At 75.2% G+C, this 14,874-nt stretch carries 14 protein-coding genes and 1 pseudogene; 9 read left to right on the top strand and 6 right to left on the bottom strand.

Features of this window, described 5'->3' with window-relative positions:
• Window positions 1-53 precede the first annotated feature (53 nt).
• Together GKE82_RS08175 and GKE82_RS08170 are read right to left on the bottom strand one after the other, a co-directional pair.
• Complete coding sequence (locus GKE82_RS08175; protein WP_107571300.1) at window positions 54-260, bottom strand: hypothetical protein; 207 nt, start codon at window positions 258-260, stop codon at window positions 54-56.
• Window positions 257-1,726 carry an MFS transporter gene (locus GKE82_RS08170; protein WP_154732961.1) on the bottom strand — a complete coding sequence of 490 codons (1,470 nt, stop codon included), beginning with the start codon at window positions 1,724-1,726 and terminating at the stop codon, window positions 257-259. The genes GKE82_RS08175 and GKE82_RS08170 overlap by 4 nt, the downstream gene beginning before the upstream one ends.
• 135 nt (window positions 1,727-1,861) lie before the next feature.
• Between GKE82_RS08170 and GKE82_RS08165 the strand changes: the two genes are divergently transcribed.
• Window positions 1,862-2,458, top strand: a complete 597-nt coding sequence (locus tag GKE82_RS08165; protein ID WP_107571302.1) for a TetR/AcrR family transcriptional regulator — start codon at window positions 1,862-1,864, stop codon at window positions 2,456-2,458.
• Here the strand turns inward: GKE82_RS08165 and GKE82_RS08160 are convergent.
• Window positions 2,446-3,081 carry a TetR/AcrR family transcriptional regulator gene (locus tag GKE82_RS08160; protein WP_154732960.1) on the bottom strand — a complete coding sequence of 212 codons (636 nt, stop codon included), beginning with the start codon at window positions 3,079-3,081 and terminating at the stop codon, window positions 2,446-2,448. The genes GKE82_RS08165 and GKE82_RS08160 overlap by 13 nt on opposite strands.
• A gap of 72 nt (window positions 3,082-3,153) precedes the next feature.
• Between GKE82_RS08160 and GKE82_RS08155 the strand changes: the two genes are divergently transcribed.
• Genes GKE82_RS08155 through GKE82_RS08145 form a run of 3 tightly spaced genes read left to right on the top strand, consistent with a single transcriptional unit; the run spans window position 3,154 to window position 7,178 of the window.
• Window positions 3,154-4,116 (top strand): YncE family protein, encoded by a 963-nt coding sequence (locus GKE82_RS08155; RefSeq protein ID WP_154732959.1) that lies wholly within the window; start codon window positions 3,154-3,156, stop codon window positions 4,114-4,116.
• Window positions 4,113-5,891, top strand: a complete 1,779-nt coding sequence (locus tag GKE82_RS08150; RefSeq protein ID WP_154732958.1) for a sulfatase-like hydrolase/transferase — start codon at window positions 4,113-4,115, stop codon at window positions 5,889-5,891. Before GKE82_RS08155 ends, GKE82_RS08150 begins: the two co-directional genes overlap by 4 nt.
• A 30-nt stretch (window positions 5,892-5,921) precedes the next feature.
• Window positions 5,922-7,178 (top strand): hypothetical protein, encoded by a 1,257-nt coding sequence (locus GKE82_RS08145; RefSeq protein WP_154732957.1) that lies wholly within the window; start codon window positions 5,922-5,924, stop codon window positions 7,176-7,178.
• A gap of 20 nt (window positions 7,179-7,198) precedes the next feature.
• Here the strand turns inward: GKE82_RS08145 and GKE82_RS08140 are convergent, their stop codons facing one another.
• The gene (locus tag GKE82_RS08140; protein WP_154732956.1) at window positions 7,199-7,363 is read right to left on the bottom strand and encodes a hypothetical protein; all 165 of its coding nucleotides are present in this window, start codon (window positions 7,361-7,363) and stop codon (window positions 7,199-7,201) included.
• Window positions 7,364-7,606: 243 nt separating this feature from the next.
• Here GKE82_RS08140 and GKE82_RS08135 point away from each other — a divergent pair, with 243 nt between their 5' ends.
• Window positions 7,607-8,635, top strand: coding sequence for a hypothetical protein (locus tag GKE82_RS08135; protein WP_154732955.1), 1,029 nt, complete (start codon window positions 7,607-7,609; stop codon window positions 8,633-8,635).
• A 69-nt stretch (window positions 8,636-8,704) separates the two neighbouring features.
• Here the strand turns inward: GKE82_RS08135 and GKE82_RS08130 are convergent, their stop codons facing one another.
• On the bottom strand, window positions 8,705-9,883 hold the full coding sequence (locus GKE82_RS08130; RefSeq protein WP_154732954.1) for an acyl-CoA dehydrogenase family protein: 1,179 nt from the start codon (window positions 9,881-9,883) through the stop codon (window positions 8,705-8,707).
• A 230-nt stretch (window positions 9,884-10,113) separates the two neighbouring features.
• Here GKE82_RS08130 and GKE82_RS08125 point away from each other — a divergent pair.
• A pseudogene (locus tag GKE82_RS08125) lies at window positions 10,114-10,947 on the top strand (ABC transporter ATP-binding protein); the annotation flags it as partial.
• On the top strand, window positions 10,944-11,687 hold the full coding sequence (locus tag GKE82_RS08120; protein WP_107571310.1) for an ABC transporter permease: 744 nt from the start codon (window positions 10,944-10,946) through the stop codon (window positions 11,685-11,687). The pseudogene GKE82_RS08125 and the gene GKE82_RS08120, both read left to right, overlap by 4 nt.
• An 11-nt stretch (window positions 11,688-11,698) precedes the next feature.
• On the opposite strand, the gene GKE82_RS08115 is transcribed toward GKE82_RS08120, so the two are convergent.
• Window positions 11,699-13,015 (bottom strand): adenosylmethionine--8-amino-7-oxononanoate transaminase, encoded by a 1,317-nt coding sequence (locus GKE82_RS08115; protein WP_375336990.1) that lies wholly within the window; start codon window positions 13,013-13,015, stop codon window positions 11,699-11,701.
• Window positions 13,016-13,134: 119 nt separating this feature from the next.
• Here GKE82_RS08115 and GKE82_RS08110 point away from each other — a divergent pair, with 119 nt between their 5' ends.
• Both GKE82_RS08110 and GKE82_RS08105 read left to right on the top strand, forming a co-directional pair.
• Window positions 13,135-14,232, top strand: a complete 1,098-nt coding sequence (locus GKE82_RS08110; protein ID WP_158276997.1) for a sensor histidine kinase — start codon at window positions 13,135-13,137, stop codon at window positions 14,230-14,232.
• Complete coding sequence (locus GKE82_RS08105; protein ID WP_107571372.1) at window positions 14,196-14,852, top strand: response regulator transcription factor; 657 nt, start codon at window positions 14,196-14,198, stop codon at window positions 14,850-14,852. The genes GKE82_RS08110 and GKE82_RS08105 overlap by 37 nt, the downstream gene beginning before the upstream one ends.
• Window positions 14,853-14,874 lie beyond the last annotated feature (22 nt).

Genomic DNA, 14,874 nt, shown 5'->3' with positions numbered 1-14,874 from the left:
CGGATCTCCGGCGCCTCTTCGCGTTGGCGCGGACGACGTGCCCGCCGGCCGCGTCAGCCCTGGATGCTCGCGCGCGCCGCGGTGCAGCGCGACCGCTGCGCCTCGACCCGGCGCGTCGCCGGGCGGGCGGGGCGTCCGGACGGGGCGCCGGACAGCTCGCGCAGGTACGCGGTGATGGTGGCCTCGTCGGCGCGGTGGGCCAGCGCGTTGCGGCGGGCGCCGCGCGTCGTGACCGGGGTGGGGGTGGTGCTGGGGGTCATGCGGTCTCCAGGGTCGGGATGGGCTCCGTGCGCGACACCGGACGGGGGCGCAGCAGCACGGCGGCGAGGAGGACGCCGGTCGCGGCGACGGCCGCGGCGACGGTGAAGGCGAGCTGGTAGCCCGCGACGAGCGAGGGCTTCAGCGCACCGCCGGCCTCGACGAGGCCCGCGGTGTGGTCGTCGGCGATCGTGCTGAGGACGGCGACGCCGAGGGCGCCCGCCACCTGCTGGCTGACGTTCGTGACGCCCGAGCCGAGGCCCGCGTCCTGGCGCGGGACGCCGGCCATGGCGATCGTGAGCAGCGGCTGGAAGGCGCTGCCGATGCCCAGGCCGATCGCGAAGCAGGCGAGGAACACGGTCGGGAAGAACGCGGTCTGCGTCCCGGCGGTGCTGAACAGGAAGAGGCCGACGGTCGCGCTCGACATGCCCCCGAGCAGCACCGGGTACGGCCCGAAGCGCTCGACCAGGCGGGTCGTGACGCCGCGCGACAGGACCGCGACGGTGAGCGTCCAGGGCAGGAACGCCGCCCCGGTCTCGATCGGGCCCAGGCCGCGGACGCGCTCGAGGTACAGGGTGCCGAGGAAGAACGTGCTGTACATGCCGACGACCAGCAGCGACCGCACGGCGTTGGCCTGCACGACGCCGCGGACGGCGAGGATCCGCAGCGGCATGATCGGCTCGGCGATCCGCCGCTCCAGCGACACGAACGCCGCCATCAGCACCGCGGCGAGGGCGGCGAGGCCGAGGACCGGGGTGGAGAGCCAGCCGTGCGTGCTCACCTGCACGATCGCGGCGATGCCGACCATCAGCGAGGTCGTCACGAGGGCGGCGCCCGCCCAGTCGACGTGGTGGCCGAGCCCCAGGCCGCGGTCACGCGGCACGAACCGCCGGCCGAGCAGCACGGTCGCCAGGCCGATCGGCGCGTTGACGAGGAAGATCCAGTGCCAGCTGAGCGCCTCGGTCAGCAGGCCGCCGGCGAGCAGGCCGAGGGAGCCGCCGGCGACGGACACGAACACGTAGGCGCTCATCGCGCGTGCCTGGTCGGGACCGGGGCGGAAGTTCGTGACGATGATCGCGAGGATCACCGACGCCTGGGCGGCGGCGCCGACGCCCTGCAGGAAACGGGCGGCGACGAGCGCGCCGCCGCTGGGGGCCACGGCGCACAGCAGCGACGCGACGGTGAAGACCACGACGCCGGACAGGAAGATCGTCCGCCGGCCGACGAGGTCGCCGAGCCGGCCGGCGAGCAGCAGCAGGCTGCCGAAGCTGATGAGGAACGCGTTGACGACCCAGGTCAGCGCCGAGGAGCTGAAGCCGAGGTCGTCCTGGATGGTGGGGAGGGCGACGTTCACGATCGTCGCGTCGAGCACGATCATCAGCTGCGCGAGGCAGACGGTGGCGAGCATCGCCCAGGGGCGGTCGACGGACGGTCGAGGGGAGGGTGACGGGGGCGGGGTGGGGGTCATGGTGTGCACCGGACCTTGAGACGAGGAGGGGGGAGCGCTAAAATGGAGGGCGCCTCCAGAAAGAAGTGGAGGGTGCCTCCGTTTCGAGACGGACTATATGGAGGCAGCCTCCGTTTTGTCAAGGACGGTTCCGCCATGACCTCGATCGATCCCACGTCCACCGCCGCGCCCGCGCTCCTGCAGCGCCCCCGGCGCGCGGACGCGCTGCGCAACTACGAGAAGATCCTCGCCGCCGCCCGCGAGGCGTTCGCCCAGGGCGGCGAGTCCACCGCGCTCGAGGAGATCGCCCGCCGCGCGGAGGTGGGCATCGGCACGCTCTACCGCAACTTCCCCAACCGGCAGGCGCTGCTCGAGGCGCTCTACCTCGGCGAGGTCGAGCAGGTCTGCCGCGGCGCCGCCGAGCTCACCGCGACCGACCCGTGGGGGGCCCTCGAGGAGTGGCTCGTCGACCGCGTCGCCGCCTACATCGCGACGAAGCAGGCCCTCGCCGGGCAGCTGCTGCAGTACCTCGACGCCGACGCGCCGCTGTTCGCCACCTCGCGCGAGGCGCTCTGGGCCGCGGGAGAGCCGCTCCTGCGCGCCGCCCAGGAGGCCGGGGCCGTCCGCGAGGACGTGACGATCGTCGAGCTGCTGCAGCTCGTCGTCGGGATCGTGAAGATCCCCTGCAGCGCCGAGGCGCAGCGCGAGCGCATCCTGCGGCTCGCGCTCGACGGCCTGCGCTACGGGGCCTGACGCGTCGCGCCCGCGTCGTCGAGGCCGAGCGTCGCCGCCCACATCCCGAGCACCGCGGCGTGCGCCTCGTCCACGCCGACCAGCGGCTCGCGCCCGAACACGGTCGTGAGGTACGCCACGTTCGCGTGGTGCAGCAGCCGTGCGGTCTCGCGGGGTGCCGCGATCGGCGCGCCCTGGGCGGCCGCACGCTCGACCACGCCCGCGACGAGCGCGACGTAGCGCTCGTGCACGCCGTCGAGCACCGCCTCGACCGCGGCGTCGTGGATCGCCGCCTCGCCCAGCGCGCGCACCAGCGGGCCGTGCTCGGCGAACGCCTCGACCGCCCGCCGCAGCCCCTCCGCCAGCGCGGCGCGGTCCAGCGAGGAGAGGGCGACCAGCTCCTCGTGCGCGTCCAGCAGCGCCCCGAAGGCATCCTGCCCGACCCGCAGCACGAGGTCCGGGAGGTCGTCGAAGTGGCGGTAGAACTGCGTCCGCGCGAGCCCCGCGTCCTGCATGACCTCCTCGACCGTCACCTCCCGGAACGGCCGGCGACGCAGCGCCGCCTCCGCGGCGGCGACGATCGCGGCGCGGTTCTCGCCGCGAGCGGCGCGCAGACGGGTCCGACGGACCTCCGGGGCGGGCACCCGACCGACCGTAGCAGGCCGATGTGACAGTGCGTTGACGCCGTGTCACATCCGTGGTTAGGCTCGCCCACCGTGCCCCCGACCGTCACCCCGACCCGGCGCCAGCTGCTGCAGGGAGGCGCCGGTCTCGCCGTTGCCGCGGCGCTGCCTACGCCCACCGCCACGGCGGCCCCGCGCCCCACCGACCGGCGTCCCGACGTCGTCCACCGCGGCCGGTCGATCGCCGTCAGCCCCGACGGGCGCCGCCTCGCCGTCGCGCACGCCGCCCGCCGGACCCTCGAGCTGACCGACCGCCGCACCCGCGCCACACGCCGCGTCACGCTCGACGGGCAGCCCGCGGAGCTCGCCTGGGCGCCCAGCGGCGGCCTCCTCGCCGTCACCACCGCGTTCTGGGACGCCCCCGGCCTCGAGCTGCACGGCCTCGACGGCCGCCGCACCCGCCTGGACGTCGGCCCCGCCCCGCTCGCGGTCGCGATCACCGACCGGCCGCGCCGGATCGTCGTCGCCGGCGGGGAGCAGGAGGGCACCCTCCACGTCCTCTCCGGCCCCGGGTACGCGCAGCGCCGCGTCGTGCCGCTCGGCGCGGTCCCGCGTGGGCTCGCCGTCCACGACGACCGCGCCTGGGTCGCGCTGCAGGCCGAGGACGCCGTCGTGCACGTCGACCTCGCCACCGGCGCCGTGCTGCGCCGCGTCGACGTCCCCGCGCTGCCCGACCGGATCGCCATCCGCCCCGACGGCGCACGGCTGCTCGTCGCCCACGGCGGCCCCGCCCGGGACCTCACCGAGCTCGAGACCCGCCGCGGCGGGCGGCGGCGCACGCTCGCCGCCGCGCCCGCCGTCGGCGCGGTCGCCTACGCGCCTGGCGGACGCCGGCTCGCCGCGCTCCCCGAGACCGCCGCGGTGCTGTCGATCGACGCGCGCGGCCGCCGCCGCCGGCTGCCCACCGTCTCCGGCCCGCGCGGTCTCGCGGTCGCCGGCCGCCACGTCTTCGTCGTCAGCGCCACCACCGGGAAGGTCGGGAGGGTCCGTCCATGAGCATCGACCGCCGCACGCTCCTCACCCGCGCCGCGCAGCTCGGGGCCGCCGCGACGCTCGCGCCCGTGCTCGACGCGCAGGCCCGCGACGAGCGCCCGCCGAACATCCTCATCCTCATGACCGACCAGGAGCGCCACCGCGACCGGCTCCCGGACGACCTCCCGGTCCCCGCTCGCTGCTGGATGGACGAGCACGGCACGAACATCGACCGCTTCCACAGCTCCTCGATGGCCTGCACCCCGTCGCGCGGCTGCCTGTGGACCGGCATGTACGGCCCGCAGACCGGCCTCTACGGGACGTTCATCGTCGGCGCGCAGTTCAACGTCGACCCGTCGATCCCGACGATCGGCGACCTCTTCAAGAGCATCGGCTACCGGACCGCGTTCTTCGGCAAGTGGCACCTCTCCTACCCGGGCGAGATCCCCACCAGCGCCGAGGGCGCGCTCGACACGCTGCAGGGCAACCCGCTGCGCGGCAACGGGTTCGACGACTCCGTCATCTCCCCGCCCTCGGACGTCTCCGCCTACAACGACGGCTACGTCAACGACCCGATCTGGACGCGGCAGGCGCTCGACTGGCTCGACGCGCACGGGAAGGACGAGCAGCCCTGGCTGTGCATCCTGTCGCTGCTCAACCCGCACGACATCCAGTACTACCCGCGCGGCTTCGCCGTGGACTTCGAACGACCCGACTACGGGATGGAGCCCGACCCGTCGTGGTTCGAGGAGCCGAAGCTCGACGACAAGCCCTCGGGCCAGGAGCGGTTCCGCAAGGTCGTCGAGGTCATCAGCGGCACCCCCGCGGGCGGGGCGCGGCGGGAGGGCTACGTGCGCTCGCTGCTCAACCTCTACTGCGACCTCATCGTCGGGACCGACGAGATGCTCCAGGCGATGATCAAGAAGGTCATCGACCTCGGGGTGCTCGAGGACACGGTGCTCGTCCGCACGGCCGACCACGGGGAGCTCGGCGGCGCGCACAGCCTGCAGAACAAGGGCACCACGATGTACGACGAGCAGAACCGCATCCCGTTCACCGTCGTGTACCCGAAGCGGTTCCCGGCGGGCGGGCGGTCGCGCGCGCTCGGGGAGCAGGTCGACCTCCTGCCCACGCTGCTCGAGCTCGGCGGGGTCGCCGACCCGGTGGCGCGGTTCCCGTGGCTGCGCGGCGTGTCGCTCGTGTCCGCGCTCGAGCAGCCCGAGTCGCCCGGCCCGCGCAGCGAGATCCTCTACCGGATCGACGAGTTCGCGATCACGAGCGTCGGCAACGAGAAGCCCACCAACACCCACATCCGGGCGTTCTTCGACGGGCGCTACAAGTTCGCGCGCTACGTCGCGGTGAAGGACGGCTGGTTCGCCGGCCCGGAGTTCGTCGCCTCCCAGGAGTACGAGCTGTACGACACCTGGGAGGACCCGTACGAGATCCGCAACCTCGCCAACGACCGCGGCTACGCCGCGCTGCGCGACGACCTGCTCGCCCGGCTCGGGGAGCTCGAGAAGGCGAAGTGGGGGCCGGTCGGCCTCCCGGCGTTCGGGCCCGGTCAGCCGATCGACGCGCTGCCCGTCGTCCCGAACGCCGGCATCACCCAGGGCGGCGTGCCGAGCCCGTGGCCCGACACCGGACGGCCCGGCTCCTACCTCATCGTCCCCGGCCGCCAGCCGACCCCCACCAGCTGGCTCTACGAGGGCGAGCTGCCCGCCACGATCGGGGGCGGCCCGACACCTGACGGCGTCGAGCTCGCCGCGTTCTTCTGCGAGCTGATGCCGCGGGGCTCGTAAGTCCCGGCGCCCGCGCGCGTTGGAGAGGACATGGGCAGACGACGCACCCGGACCACCCCCGTCTCCTGGGCGGCCTTCGCCACGCAGGACGTCGACGAGGCCCGGGCCGGCCGGCCGTCGGCGGACCTGCGCGCCTACGCGGCCGAGCGCGACCTGCACTTCGGCGGCGACCGACGCCAGCTGCGCGTCCTGGGCGGCGTCCCGCGGTGGAACGAGTACATCCACAACTGCTGCGCCGGACGCCTCGGCGACCGCCGACAGGGCGTCGTGCAGCACGAGCTGCTCGAGATCGGGTTCGCGACCTCCGAGCACTCCGGCCACCGGCTCGCGATGGGCGGCGACTTCGCGAAGGTCAGGCTGCGCGGCGACCTACGCCTGACCGACCTGCTGCCGCTCGCCCACCACTTCAGCGGTGTGCGTGACGCGCCCGGACCGTTCCCCGCGGACACCGCGACGGTGCCGGTCACGGCCGTCGTCCTGCACGTGCCGCAAGCCGCGCTGCTGTCCCGGTTCACCGTGCGCTCCGCCGACCGGCTGCGCAACGCGGACGGGCCGCCGCTGGACCCCCACGGCCTCGCCGGCTACCGGCTGCGCGGCCGGGACGCGTTCGAGCCCGCCGCGTGGGAGCGGCTGCTGCCCCGCGCCGCCGGGGCGCTCGGCGCGCTCGCCGGACCGTACGTCTCGTTCGAGGCGGGGACCGCGCTCGTCGCCCTGCGCGTCGGCGGCTTCGTCGCCGACCCGGGGCGGCTCGACGCGCTCGTCGCACACGCGCTCGCGCTCGCCGACGCGGTGGCCGACGTCGCCGCGCCGCCACCGCACCCGGACACGCGGTTTCACCTCCCGCTGCCGCCCGCGCCCGCCGAGGAGCCGATGCAGGACGCCGACCGCTGGGGCGCGACACTCGACGACGCCGCCGCGCAGTGGGGCCTGCGGCGCGAGGACCCGGACGCGCTGCACCGCGCCTACCCGGCGCTTCCGGTGCCGGGACGCTCCCGCGGCGTGCTCGCCGGCCAGCTCCCCGGCGGCGCGCGCGGTCGCCTGACGTTCCACCAGCACCGCCGCGGCGACCTCTCGCTGCTGGCGGCGGCCCTGTTCGAGCGCCGGCCGGGGGCGCCCGAGCTGCCGCCCGGCGGCGTCAACGACGACGGGTCCGGCATGCGGGTCGCCGCCGTCGGGGACCTCGTCGCGTGCTGGAGCCAGGAGATGGACGACGGGCAGCTCGCGGTGACGGCCACCGCCGAACGCGGGCGGCGGGCGGCGGCGTCGCTCGGGCAGCTCGCCGGGTAGCGGGGGCGGGGCGCCGTCGGTCAGTCCGTGCGCTTGAGGTGCCGGGCGAGCTCCTGCACGGCCGCCGCCAGCTCCTCGACCGCCCGGCGGGTGGACGGATCCTCGATCCCGGCGGCCGCGCTGCGCGCCTTCTGCGCGTGCTCGTGCAGCGACGCCACGAGCGCGCCGGTCCGTGGGTCGGTCATCGCCGCGCCGCCGCGTGCGTGGTGTGCGCCGGCGCAGTCGCGCGCCTGTCGGCCGTCTGCTCGCTCGGTCCCCGCATCGGCACATCCCACAGCATCGCCCCGACGGCTCCCTGCCACCAGGGCTTCGTGAGAGTCCTCTGAGAAGGGCGCCCCGTGCGACCCGCGACGCGGTTGACTGGCGGGCATCCGGGGAACGAGGTCCCCGGGACCACCACCGTCAACGTGCAAGGAAGAGAACCCCACATGAAGCTCCCCCGTCTCGCCGGTGCGCTCGCCGGCGCCGCGGCGCTCGCGGTCACCGCGCTCGGCGCCGGTGCCGGGCCCGCCGCCGCGGCCCCCTACTGTCCCGCCGGCGCGAAGGCCGGCTTCGCGAAGGTGCAGCTGTTCGCCGACGGCAACTGCGGTGGCGGCTCGGTCATCGTGAAGATCGGCGTCGAGGGCGACCGCCCGAACTTCCGCGCCTTCACGAACTACGACGGCAAGGTCTACAACGTCAGCAACACGCGGTCCTCGGTCGCGATCGCGGACGGGTACTGCATCCGCCTCTTCGACGGCCTGAACTACGGCGGCGACCAGTCCAACGTCCTCTGCGCGACGAGCGGCACCGCCTACTACGGCCTCTTCGCGTTCAACGACCGAACCTCCTCGATGCGCGTCTGCCGCGCCAGCGCCCAGGCGGGCTGCGCGCGCGGCGGCTCCGGCTCCACCCCGGCGCCCAACCCGACGCCCGCGCCGAACCCGACGCCGGCCCCGAGCCCGTCGCCGGGCGCCGGCGGCTTCCCGCGCGACGTCACCAAGGCCCCCGACGCGGCGCGCTACGACGACGCCGCCGCCTGGGCCGGCGGGCGCAACTGCACCGGCGGCTTCACCCCGGGCGCCAAGCGCATGCAGGCCTGGCTCCGCGCGAACTACGGCAAGGCGTCGATCGGCGGCTACAACTGCCGTCCGAACACCGCGAACCCGAGCAAGACGAGCATCCACGGCGTCGGTCGCGCCAACGACTGGTTCCGTGACGCGGGCAGCCCCAAGCACCGCAAGCAGGTCGCGGACTTCACCCGCCGCATGAGCGCCAACGGCGCCGCGATGGCGCGCGCCATGGGCGTCCAGTACTGGATCTGGAACAAGAAGCAGTACAGCGTCCGCGGCACCTCGGTCCTCGTCCGCTCCTACGGCGGCCCCAACCCGCACACCGACCACGTGCACCTCGAGATGAACCTCGCCGGCTCGCGCCTGCAGACCTCCTACTGGAAGCTGCCCGGCGCCGCCGGCTGAGCCCCCACCCGACCCCGTCCCACGACCGCGCCCCGGCCCCGCCGGGGCGCGCGTCGTCCCGGGTCGACGTCAGCGCTCGCCGGCGCTGCGGCGCGCCTTCGCCGCGCGCCGCGCGATCGACCAGCGGTGCGTCTCGTTGCTCCCGTCGTAGATCCGGAACGGCCGGACCTCCGCGACCATCCGCCCGAGCGGGTGCGCGAGGATCCCGTCGCTGCCGCACAGCTGGACCGCGTTGTCGACGATCCGGCCGACCGCCTCGCTGACGTGGACCTTCGCGATGCTCGACGCCATGGTCGGGTTGCCGTTGCCCGTGTCGAGGATCCAGGCGGTCTTCTGGATGATCGCGCGGCTCGTCTCGACGTCGATGAGGCTGTCGGCGATCAGCCGCTGGGCGAGGCCGAGGTCGGCCAGGCGCGAGCCGAACGCCTCGCGCTCGTTGGCGCGGTCGATCGCCACGTCCAGGGCGCGGCGCGCCAGCCCGAGCCAGCGCATGCAGTGCGTCAGCCGCGCAGGGGCCAGGCGCACCTGCGCGTAGCGGAAGCCCTCGTCGGGCGCGCCCAGCACCTGGTCGTCGGCGACCCGCACGTCGGTGAAGCGCATGTGCGCGTGCCCGCCGGGGCTGATCCGGTCGATCGTGTCGACCGACTCGAGCACCTCGTAGCCCGGCGTGTCGGCGGGCACGAGGAACATCGTCGCGCCGCGCTCCCCGGTGCGGGCCATGACGATCGCGAACGCCGCGCCCTCCCCGCCGGTGATGAACCACTTCTCGCCGCTGATGCTCCAGCCGCCGTCGACGCGCTCGGCGACCGTGCGCAGCATCGACGGGTCCGAGCCCGCGCCGGGCGGCGGCTCGGTCATCGCGAACGCCGAGCGCGTGCGGCCCTCGGCCAGCGGGCGCAGGAACCGCTCGACCTGCTCGGGCGAGGCGATCTTCTCGAGCATCGCCATGTTGCCCTCGTCGGGGGCGGCGCAGTTCAGCGCCAGCGGTCCGAGCAGCGACTGTCCGGCCTCCTCGAACACGACCGCCTGGCCGCGGACGTCGAGCCCCAGACCGCCGAGCTCCGCTCCGAGGTGGGGGACGAACAGGCCCGCGTCCTTCGCGGCGTCCTGCAGCTCGGCGCGCAGCGCGTCGTCGGGACCGTGCCCGGGCGCCCGGTCGCGGTCCTCCAGGGGCAGCACGACGTCGCGGACGAACGCGGCGGTGCGCTCCTGCAGCGCGGTGAGCTCGGGGGAGAGCGAGAAGTCCATGCCGTCAGCCTATGCACCACGAGTCGCGCGCGGGCGCCCGGGCCGTCATGGCACTGGAGGGTCCTCCGGGCGCGGCGCGTCCGGCCGCGGGCTCCCGTAGCCTCCCGCCCGCGTGACCTTGATCGACGCCCAGGGACTCACCAAGCGCTTCGGCGCGCGGATCGCCGTCGACGCCGTCGACCTCGCGGTCCGACCCGGCGTCTGCTTCGGCTTCCTCCGGACCCAACGGGGCCGGCAAGACGACGATGATCCGGCTGCTGCTCGGCCTCGCGCGGCCCGACACCGGCCGCGTGCTGATCGGCGGGCACGACGTCGCCCAGCGCCCGTCGCTCGCGCTCTCCAGCGTGGGGGCGATCGTCGAGGAGCCGCGCTTCCACCCGCACCTCACCGGGGTCGAGAACCTCCGCGTGCACGCCCCGCTCGTCGGCGACGGCGCGGCGGCGCGGATCCCGTCGCTGCTGGACCGCGTCGGCCTGCCCGGCCGCGGTGACGAGAAGGTCAAGGGCTACTCGATGGGCATGCGCCAGCGGCTCGGCGTCGCCCGCGCCCTGCTCGGCGACCCGCAGCTGCTCGTGCTCGACGAGCCCACCAACGGCCTCGACGCCGAGGGCATGGCGGAGTTCCGCACCCTGATCCGCAGCATGGTCGAGGAGGAGGGCCGCACGGTCTTCCTGTCCTCCCACCTGCTCGACGAGATGCAGAAGCTCTGCGACGAGGTCGCGATCGTCGAGCAGGGCCGCATCATCACCCAGACCACCGTCCGCGAGCTCCTGCACGGCGCCACCGGCACGCGCACCCTGATCCTCGACTGCGACGACCCGGCGCGCGCGACCGACCTGCTCGGCCGCGTCACCGGCGTGACGCGCGTCGCGCCGAGCGCCGGCCCCGACGGGGAGCCCGTCCTGGCCGTGACCTGCGAGGGCGGCCGCGAGACCGCGATCGCGGTCAGCCGCGCGCTGGTCGAGGCGGGGATCGGGCTCGCCGAGCTGCGCGTCGACGCGCTGTCGCTCGAGCGGCGCTACCTCGACATCACCCGTGAGGCGTCCGGGGGAGGACCCGCGTGATCGCGCTCGTCGCCGCCGACCTGCTGAAGCTGCGCCGCCGTCGCGGCCTGTGGTTCACGACGCTGCTGCTGCCCAGCGCGCTCGTGCTGCTGATCGTCCTGCTGACGATCACCGACACGGTCGACGGGGACGGCGGCGGGCAGTTCGTCGAGGACTTCTCCTACGCGACGACGCTCATCGCCACGATCCTCGCGTCGCTCGTCGGCGCCCGCCTGGGCAGCGAGGAGCGCGCCGCCGGGACGCTGCGCTACCAGCTGCTGACCGGCACCTCCCGCGGGCGCCTGTACCTCGCCAAGGTCGGCGCGCTCGTCGCGGTCTGCGTCGCGCTCACCGGCGCCGCCACGCTGACGATGACCATCGGCTCGGTCGTCGTGCCGCTCAACGGCGCGGACGCCACCACCGTCGGGGACGTGCTCGCGGCGTTCTGGGCGGTCTTCCTGCAGTCGTTCGCCTACGGGGCGCTCGCGTTCGGCGTCGGTGCCCTGATGGGCTCCACCGGTCCGGCGATCGCGGTCGCGCTCGTCCTCAGCCTCGTCGGCGTCAACCTGCTGTCGGCGCTGACGCTCATCGACGACTGGTTCCGCCACCTCGTGCTCAGCCTCGGCATCGACCGGCTGACGTTCGACGACGCCGAGCCCGAGGACCGCGTGAGCGTCGTTGCCGCGATCCTCATGGTCGCCGCCTGGTCGGGCGGGGCGCTCCTCGCCGGCTGGCTGCGGATCCGCCGGATCGAGGTCTAGGGGCCCAGGCCCTACCCGGCGGCCGCGGCCGCGACGACGCCGGCCGCGATCCGGTCGACGTCGTAGGGCTCGCACACGTACGGGGGCATCGTGTAGACGAGGTCGCGGAACGGCCGCAGCCACACGCCCTGCGCGATCGCCGCCGCGGTCGCGGCCGCGACGTCGACCGGATGGTCGAGCTGCACCACGCCGACCGCGCCGAGCACCCGCACGTCCGCGACCCCGGGCAGCCCCCGCGCCGGCGCCAGGCCGTCGCGCAGCGCCGTCTCGATCGCCGGGACCGCGCGCCGCCACTCGGTGCCGCCCTCGCGCGCGGGCCGCTCGAGCAGGTCGAGGCTCGCGAGCGCGGTCGCGCACGCCAGCGGGTTGGCCATGAACGTCGGGCCGTGCATCAGCGCGCCGCCCTCGCCGCCGCTGATGCCCTCCGCCACCCGCGTCGTGCACAGCGCAGCGGCGAGCGTCATGTAGCCGCCGGTGAGCGCCTTCCCGACCGTGAGGATGTCCGGGGCGATCCCGGCGTGGTCGCAGCCGAACAGCGCGCCGGTCCGGCCGAAGCCGGTGGCGATCTCGTCGGCGAGCAGCAGCAGGCCGTGCTCGTCGCAGAGCTCGCGCAGCCGCCGCAGGTACGCCGGGGCGTAGGGGTGCATGCCGCCCGCGCCCTGCAGGACCGGCTCGACGACGACGGCGGCGAGCTCGTGCGCGTGGCGGGCGACGAGCGCGTCGAGGTGCGCGAGGTACGCCTCGTCGACGGGGGCGTCGACGCCGCGCGGCGGCCGGTCGGCGAACACGTGCGCGGGCAGCACGCCGGTGAACAGCTGGTGCATGCCGCCCACCGGGTCGCACAACGCCATCGCCCCGAAGGTGTCCCCGTGGTAGCCGCCGCGCAGGCTCAGCAGCCGCGTGCGGCCCGGCCGTCCCGCGGCCCGCTGGAACTGCAGCGCCATCTTGATCGCGACCTCGATGCTGACCGAGCCCGAGTCGCAGAGGAAGACGTGCTCGAGGCCCGCGGGGGACAGCTCCACGAGCCGCTGCGCCAGCCGGATGCCCGGCTCGTGCGTGAGGCCGCCGAACATCACGTGCGCCATGCGGCCGAGCTGCCCGGTCACCGCCGCGTCGAGCACCGGGTGGCGGTAGCCGTGGATCGCGCACCACCACGAGGACATGCCGTCGATCAGCTCGCGGCCGCCGTCGAGCTCGAGTCGCACGCCGCGCGCGCCCACCACCGGCCGCGGGGGCACCGCCGCCGGGATCGGGCCGTAGGGATGCCAGACGTGGCGGGTGTCGGCCGCCAGCAGCGCGGTCCAGTCGGTCGCGGTCACGCGCCGCACGGTACTGCCGGACGGGGCGCGCCCGCGCGCCGGGGGTCCCCGCCGTTCGGGGGGCGACGGGGGCCCGAGCGGGGCCTCCCGGCACCGCGGGGGGCGGCGCAGCAGCGATGATGGGCGACGTGACCAGCACCCCGACCGTCGACGCCCTGCACCAGATGGTCTCGCTGCTCGCCGACGTCGAGCACGTGTCGCCGGGGGCGCCGTTCTACGACCGCCTCGCCGAGGCCGCCTGCCGCATGGCCGGCATGCACCGGGCGATCATCTTCCTCTACGACGACGAGGAGCGCCGCGTGCGCAGCGTCGGCGCGCACGGCATCGAGGCGTCCGCGTTCGCCGACCTCCAGGTGACCGCGCGGACCGTGCCGATCGCGCTGCGCGCCCTGAGCGACGACGCGGTCGTCGAGGCCGGCCCGCAGGTCGAGCGCGACATCCCGCCCGAGCTCGTCGAGCGGTTCAACGCCGAGCACGTCGCCTGCTCGCCGATGTCCGCGGGCGGCAAGTGGTTCGGGGTCGTGCTCGTCGACCGCAAGGACCCGCACCCCCTCCAGGCGCAGGAGCGCGAGGCGCTGTTCCTCCTGGGCAAGCTCGCGGCGCTCGCCGCCGCCGCCCGGCTCGCCACCCGCCAGCAGGAGCAGACGCGGCGCCTGGCCGAGCGGATCGACCTCGCCCGCGACGTCCACGACCACGCGATCCAGCGGCTGTTCGGCGTGTCGCTCGCGCTCGCGGGCGACGGCCCGCTCGACGCCGAGGACCGCGCGCGCTGCGCCGCCGAGGTCGAGACCGCGCTCCAGGAGCTGCGCGACGTCGTCCAGCGGCCGCTCGCGCGCGTGACGCGCCCGGACGCCCCGGGCTTCCAGGACGAGCTCGGGCGGCTCGTCGCCCGCGAGGCGGGGCCCGCGGTCACCGTCGAGCAGGACGGCCCGGTGCCCGCCGCGCTGGACGCGCTGGCCGCGTCGGTGCTGCGCGAGGCCGTCCGCAACGTCCGCAAGCATGCGCGCGCCAGCACCGTGGTCGTGCGCGTCGGCGCCCACGGCGACGCGTTCCGGCTCGAGGTCGTCAACGACGGGGTGCCGGACGCGACGCCGACGGTCCCGTCGACCGGCCTGGGCCTGCGGCTCGCCGCGTTCGAGGCACTGGGTGCGGGAGGTCTCGTGGAGTTCGGTCGAGCGGAGGAGAGCACATGGCGGGTCAGGCTGACGGCACCGCTGCCGTCGTGAACGACGAGGGCAGCAGCTACGACGGGCCGCGCCTGCGCGTCCTGATCGTCGACGACCACGACGTCGTCCACTGGGGGCTGCGGCTGATGCTCGGCCGCCAGCCCTGGGTCCGCGGCTGCCTGCACGCCCGCACCGGCGACGAGGCGCAGGACCTCGCGCGCCGCGGCAGCCCGCACGTGGCGCTCGTCGACCTGTTCGTCGCCGAGGAGTCCGGACCCGAGATCTGCTCGCGGATCCTCGAGGTCTCGCCGTCCACGCGGGTCGCGTTCATCTCCGGGGCGGGCCGGATCAGCGCCGCCGCGGCACGCGCCGCGGGCGCCCGCGGGTTCGTCCCCAAGGACTGGCCGGCCGACAAGGTCGCCGACGCGGTCCGGGCGCTCGGCAACGGCCGCACCGTCTTCGCCGAGGCGCCCGACACGCCCGCCGCGTCGCTCTCGCCGCGCGAGCGGGACGTCCTCGAGCTGATCGCGACCGGCGCCACGAACGCCGAGATCGCCGCCACGCTGCACCTCTCGCCGCACACGGTGAAGGAGCACGCCAGCGCCGTGTACCGCAAGCTCGAGGTCCGCAACCGGGCCGAGGCGGTGCAGCGCGCGCAGCGCCTCGGGCTCGTCGCCTGACCGTCCCCCGCCGTTCGTCGGG

The organism is Conexibacter sp. W3-3-2, from assembly GCF_009707605.1.
Classification (GTDB): Bacteria; Actinomycetota; Thermoleophilia; order Solirubrobacterales; family Solirubrobacteraceae; genus Paraconexibacter; species Paraconexibacter algicola.
Note: the sequence above shows the minus strand (reverse complement) of the source record. Positions and strands in the feature narration are given on the sequence as shown.

Coding starts and splice junctions, on each gene's coding strand:
- GKE82_RS08175 (WP_107571300.1), bottom strand. CDS start 260: ATGACCCCCAGCACCACCCCCACCCCGGTCACGACGCGCGGCGCCCGC.
- GKE82_RS08170 (WP_154732961.1), bottom strand. CDS start 1,726: ATGACCCCCACCCCGCCCCCGTCACCCTCCCCTCGACCGTCCGTCGAC.
- GKE82_RS08165 (WP_107571302.1), top strand. CDS start 1,862: ATGACCTCGATCGATCCCACGTCCACCGCCGCGCCCGCGCTCCTGCAG.
- GKE82_RS08150 (WP_154732958.1), top strand. CDS start 4,113: ATGAGCATCGACCGCCGCACGCTCCTCACCCGCGCCGCGCAGCTCGGG.
- GKE82_RS08145 (WP_154732957.1), top strand. CDS start 5,922: ATGGGCAGACGACGCACCCGGACCACCCCCGTCTCCTGGGCGGCCTTC.
- GKE82_RS08140 (WP_154732956.1), bottom strand. CDS start 7,363: ATGACCGACCCACGGACCGGCGCGCTCGTGGCGTCGCTGCACGAGCAC.
- GKE82_RS08135 (WP_154732955.1), top strand. CDS start 7,607: ATGAAGCTCCCCCGTCTCGCCGGTGCGCTCGCCGGCGCCGCGGCGCTC.
- GKE82_RS08130 (WP_154732954.1), bottom strand. CDS start 9,883: ATGGACTTCTCGCTCTCCCCCGAGCTCACCGCGCTGCAGGAGCGCACC.
- GKE82_RS08105 (WP_107571372.1), top strand. CDS start 14,196: ATGGCGGGTCAGGCTGACGGCACCGCTGCCGTCGTGAACGACGAGGGC.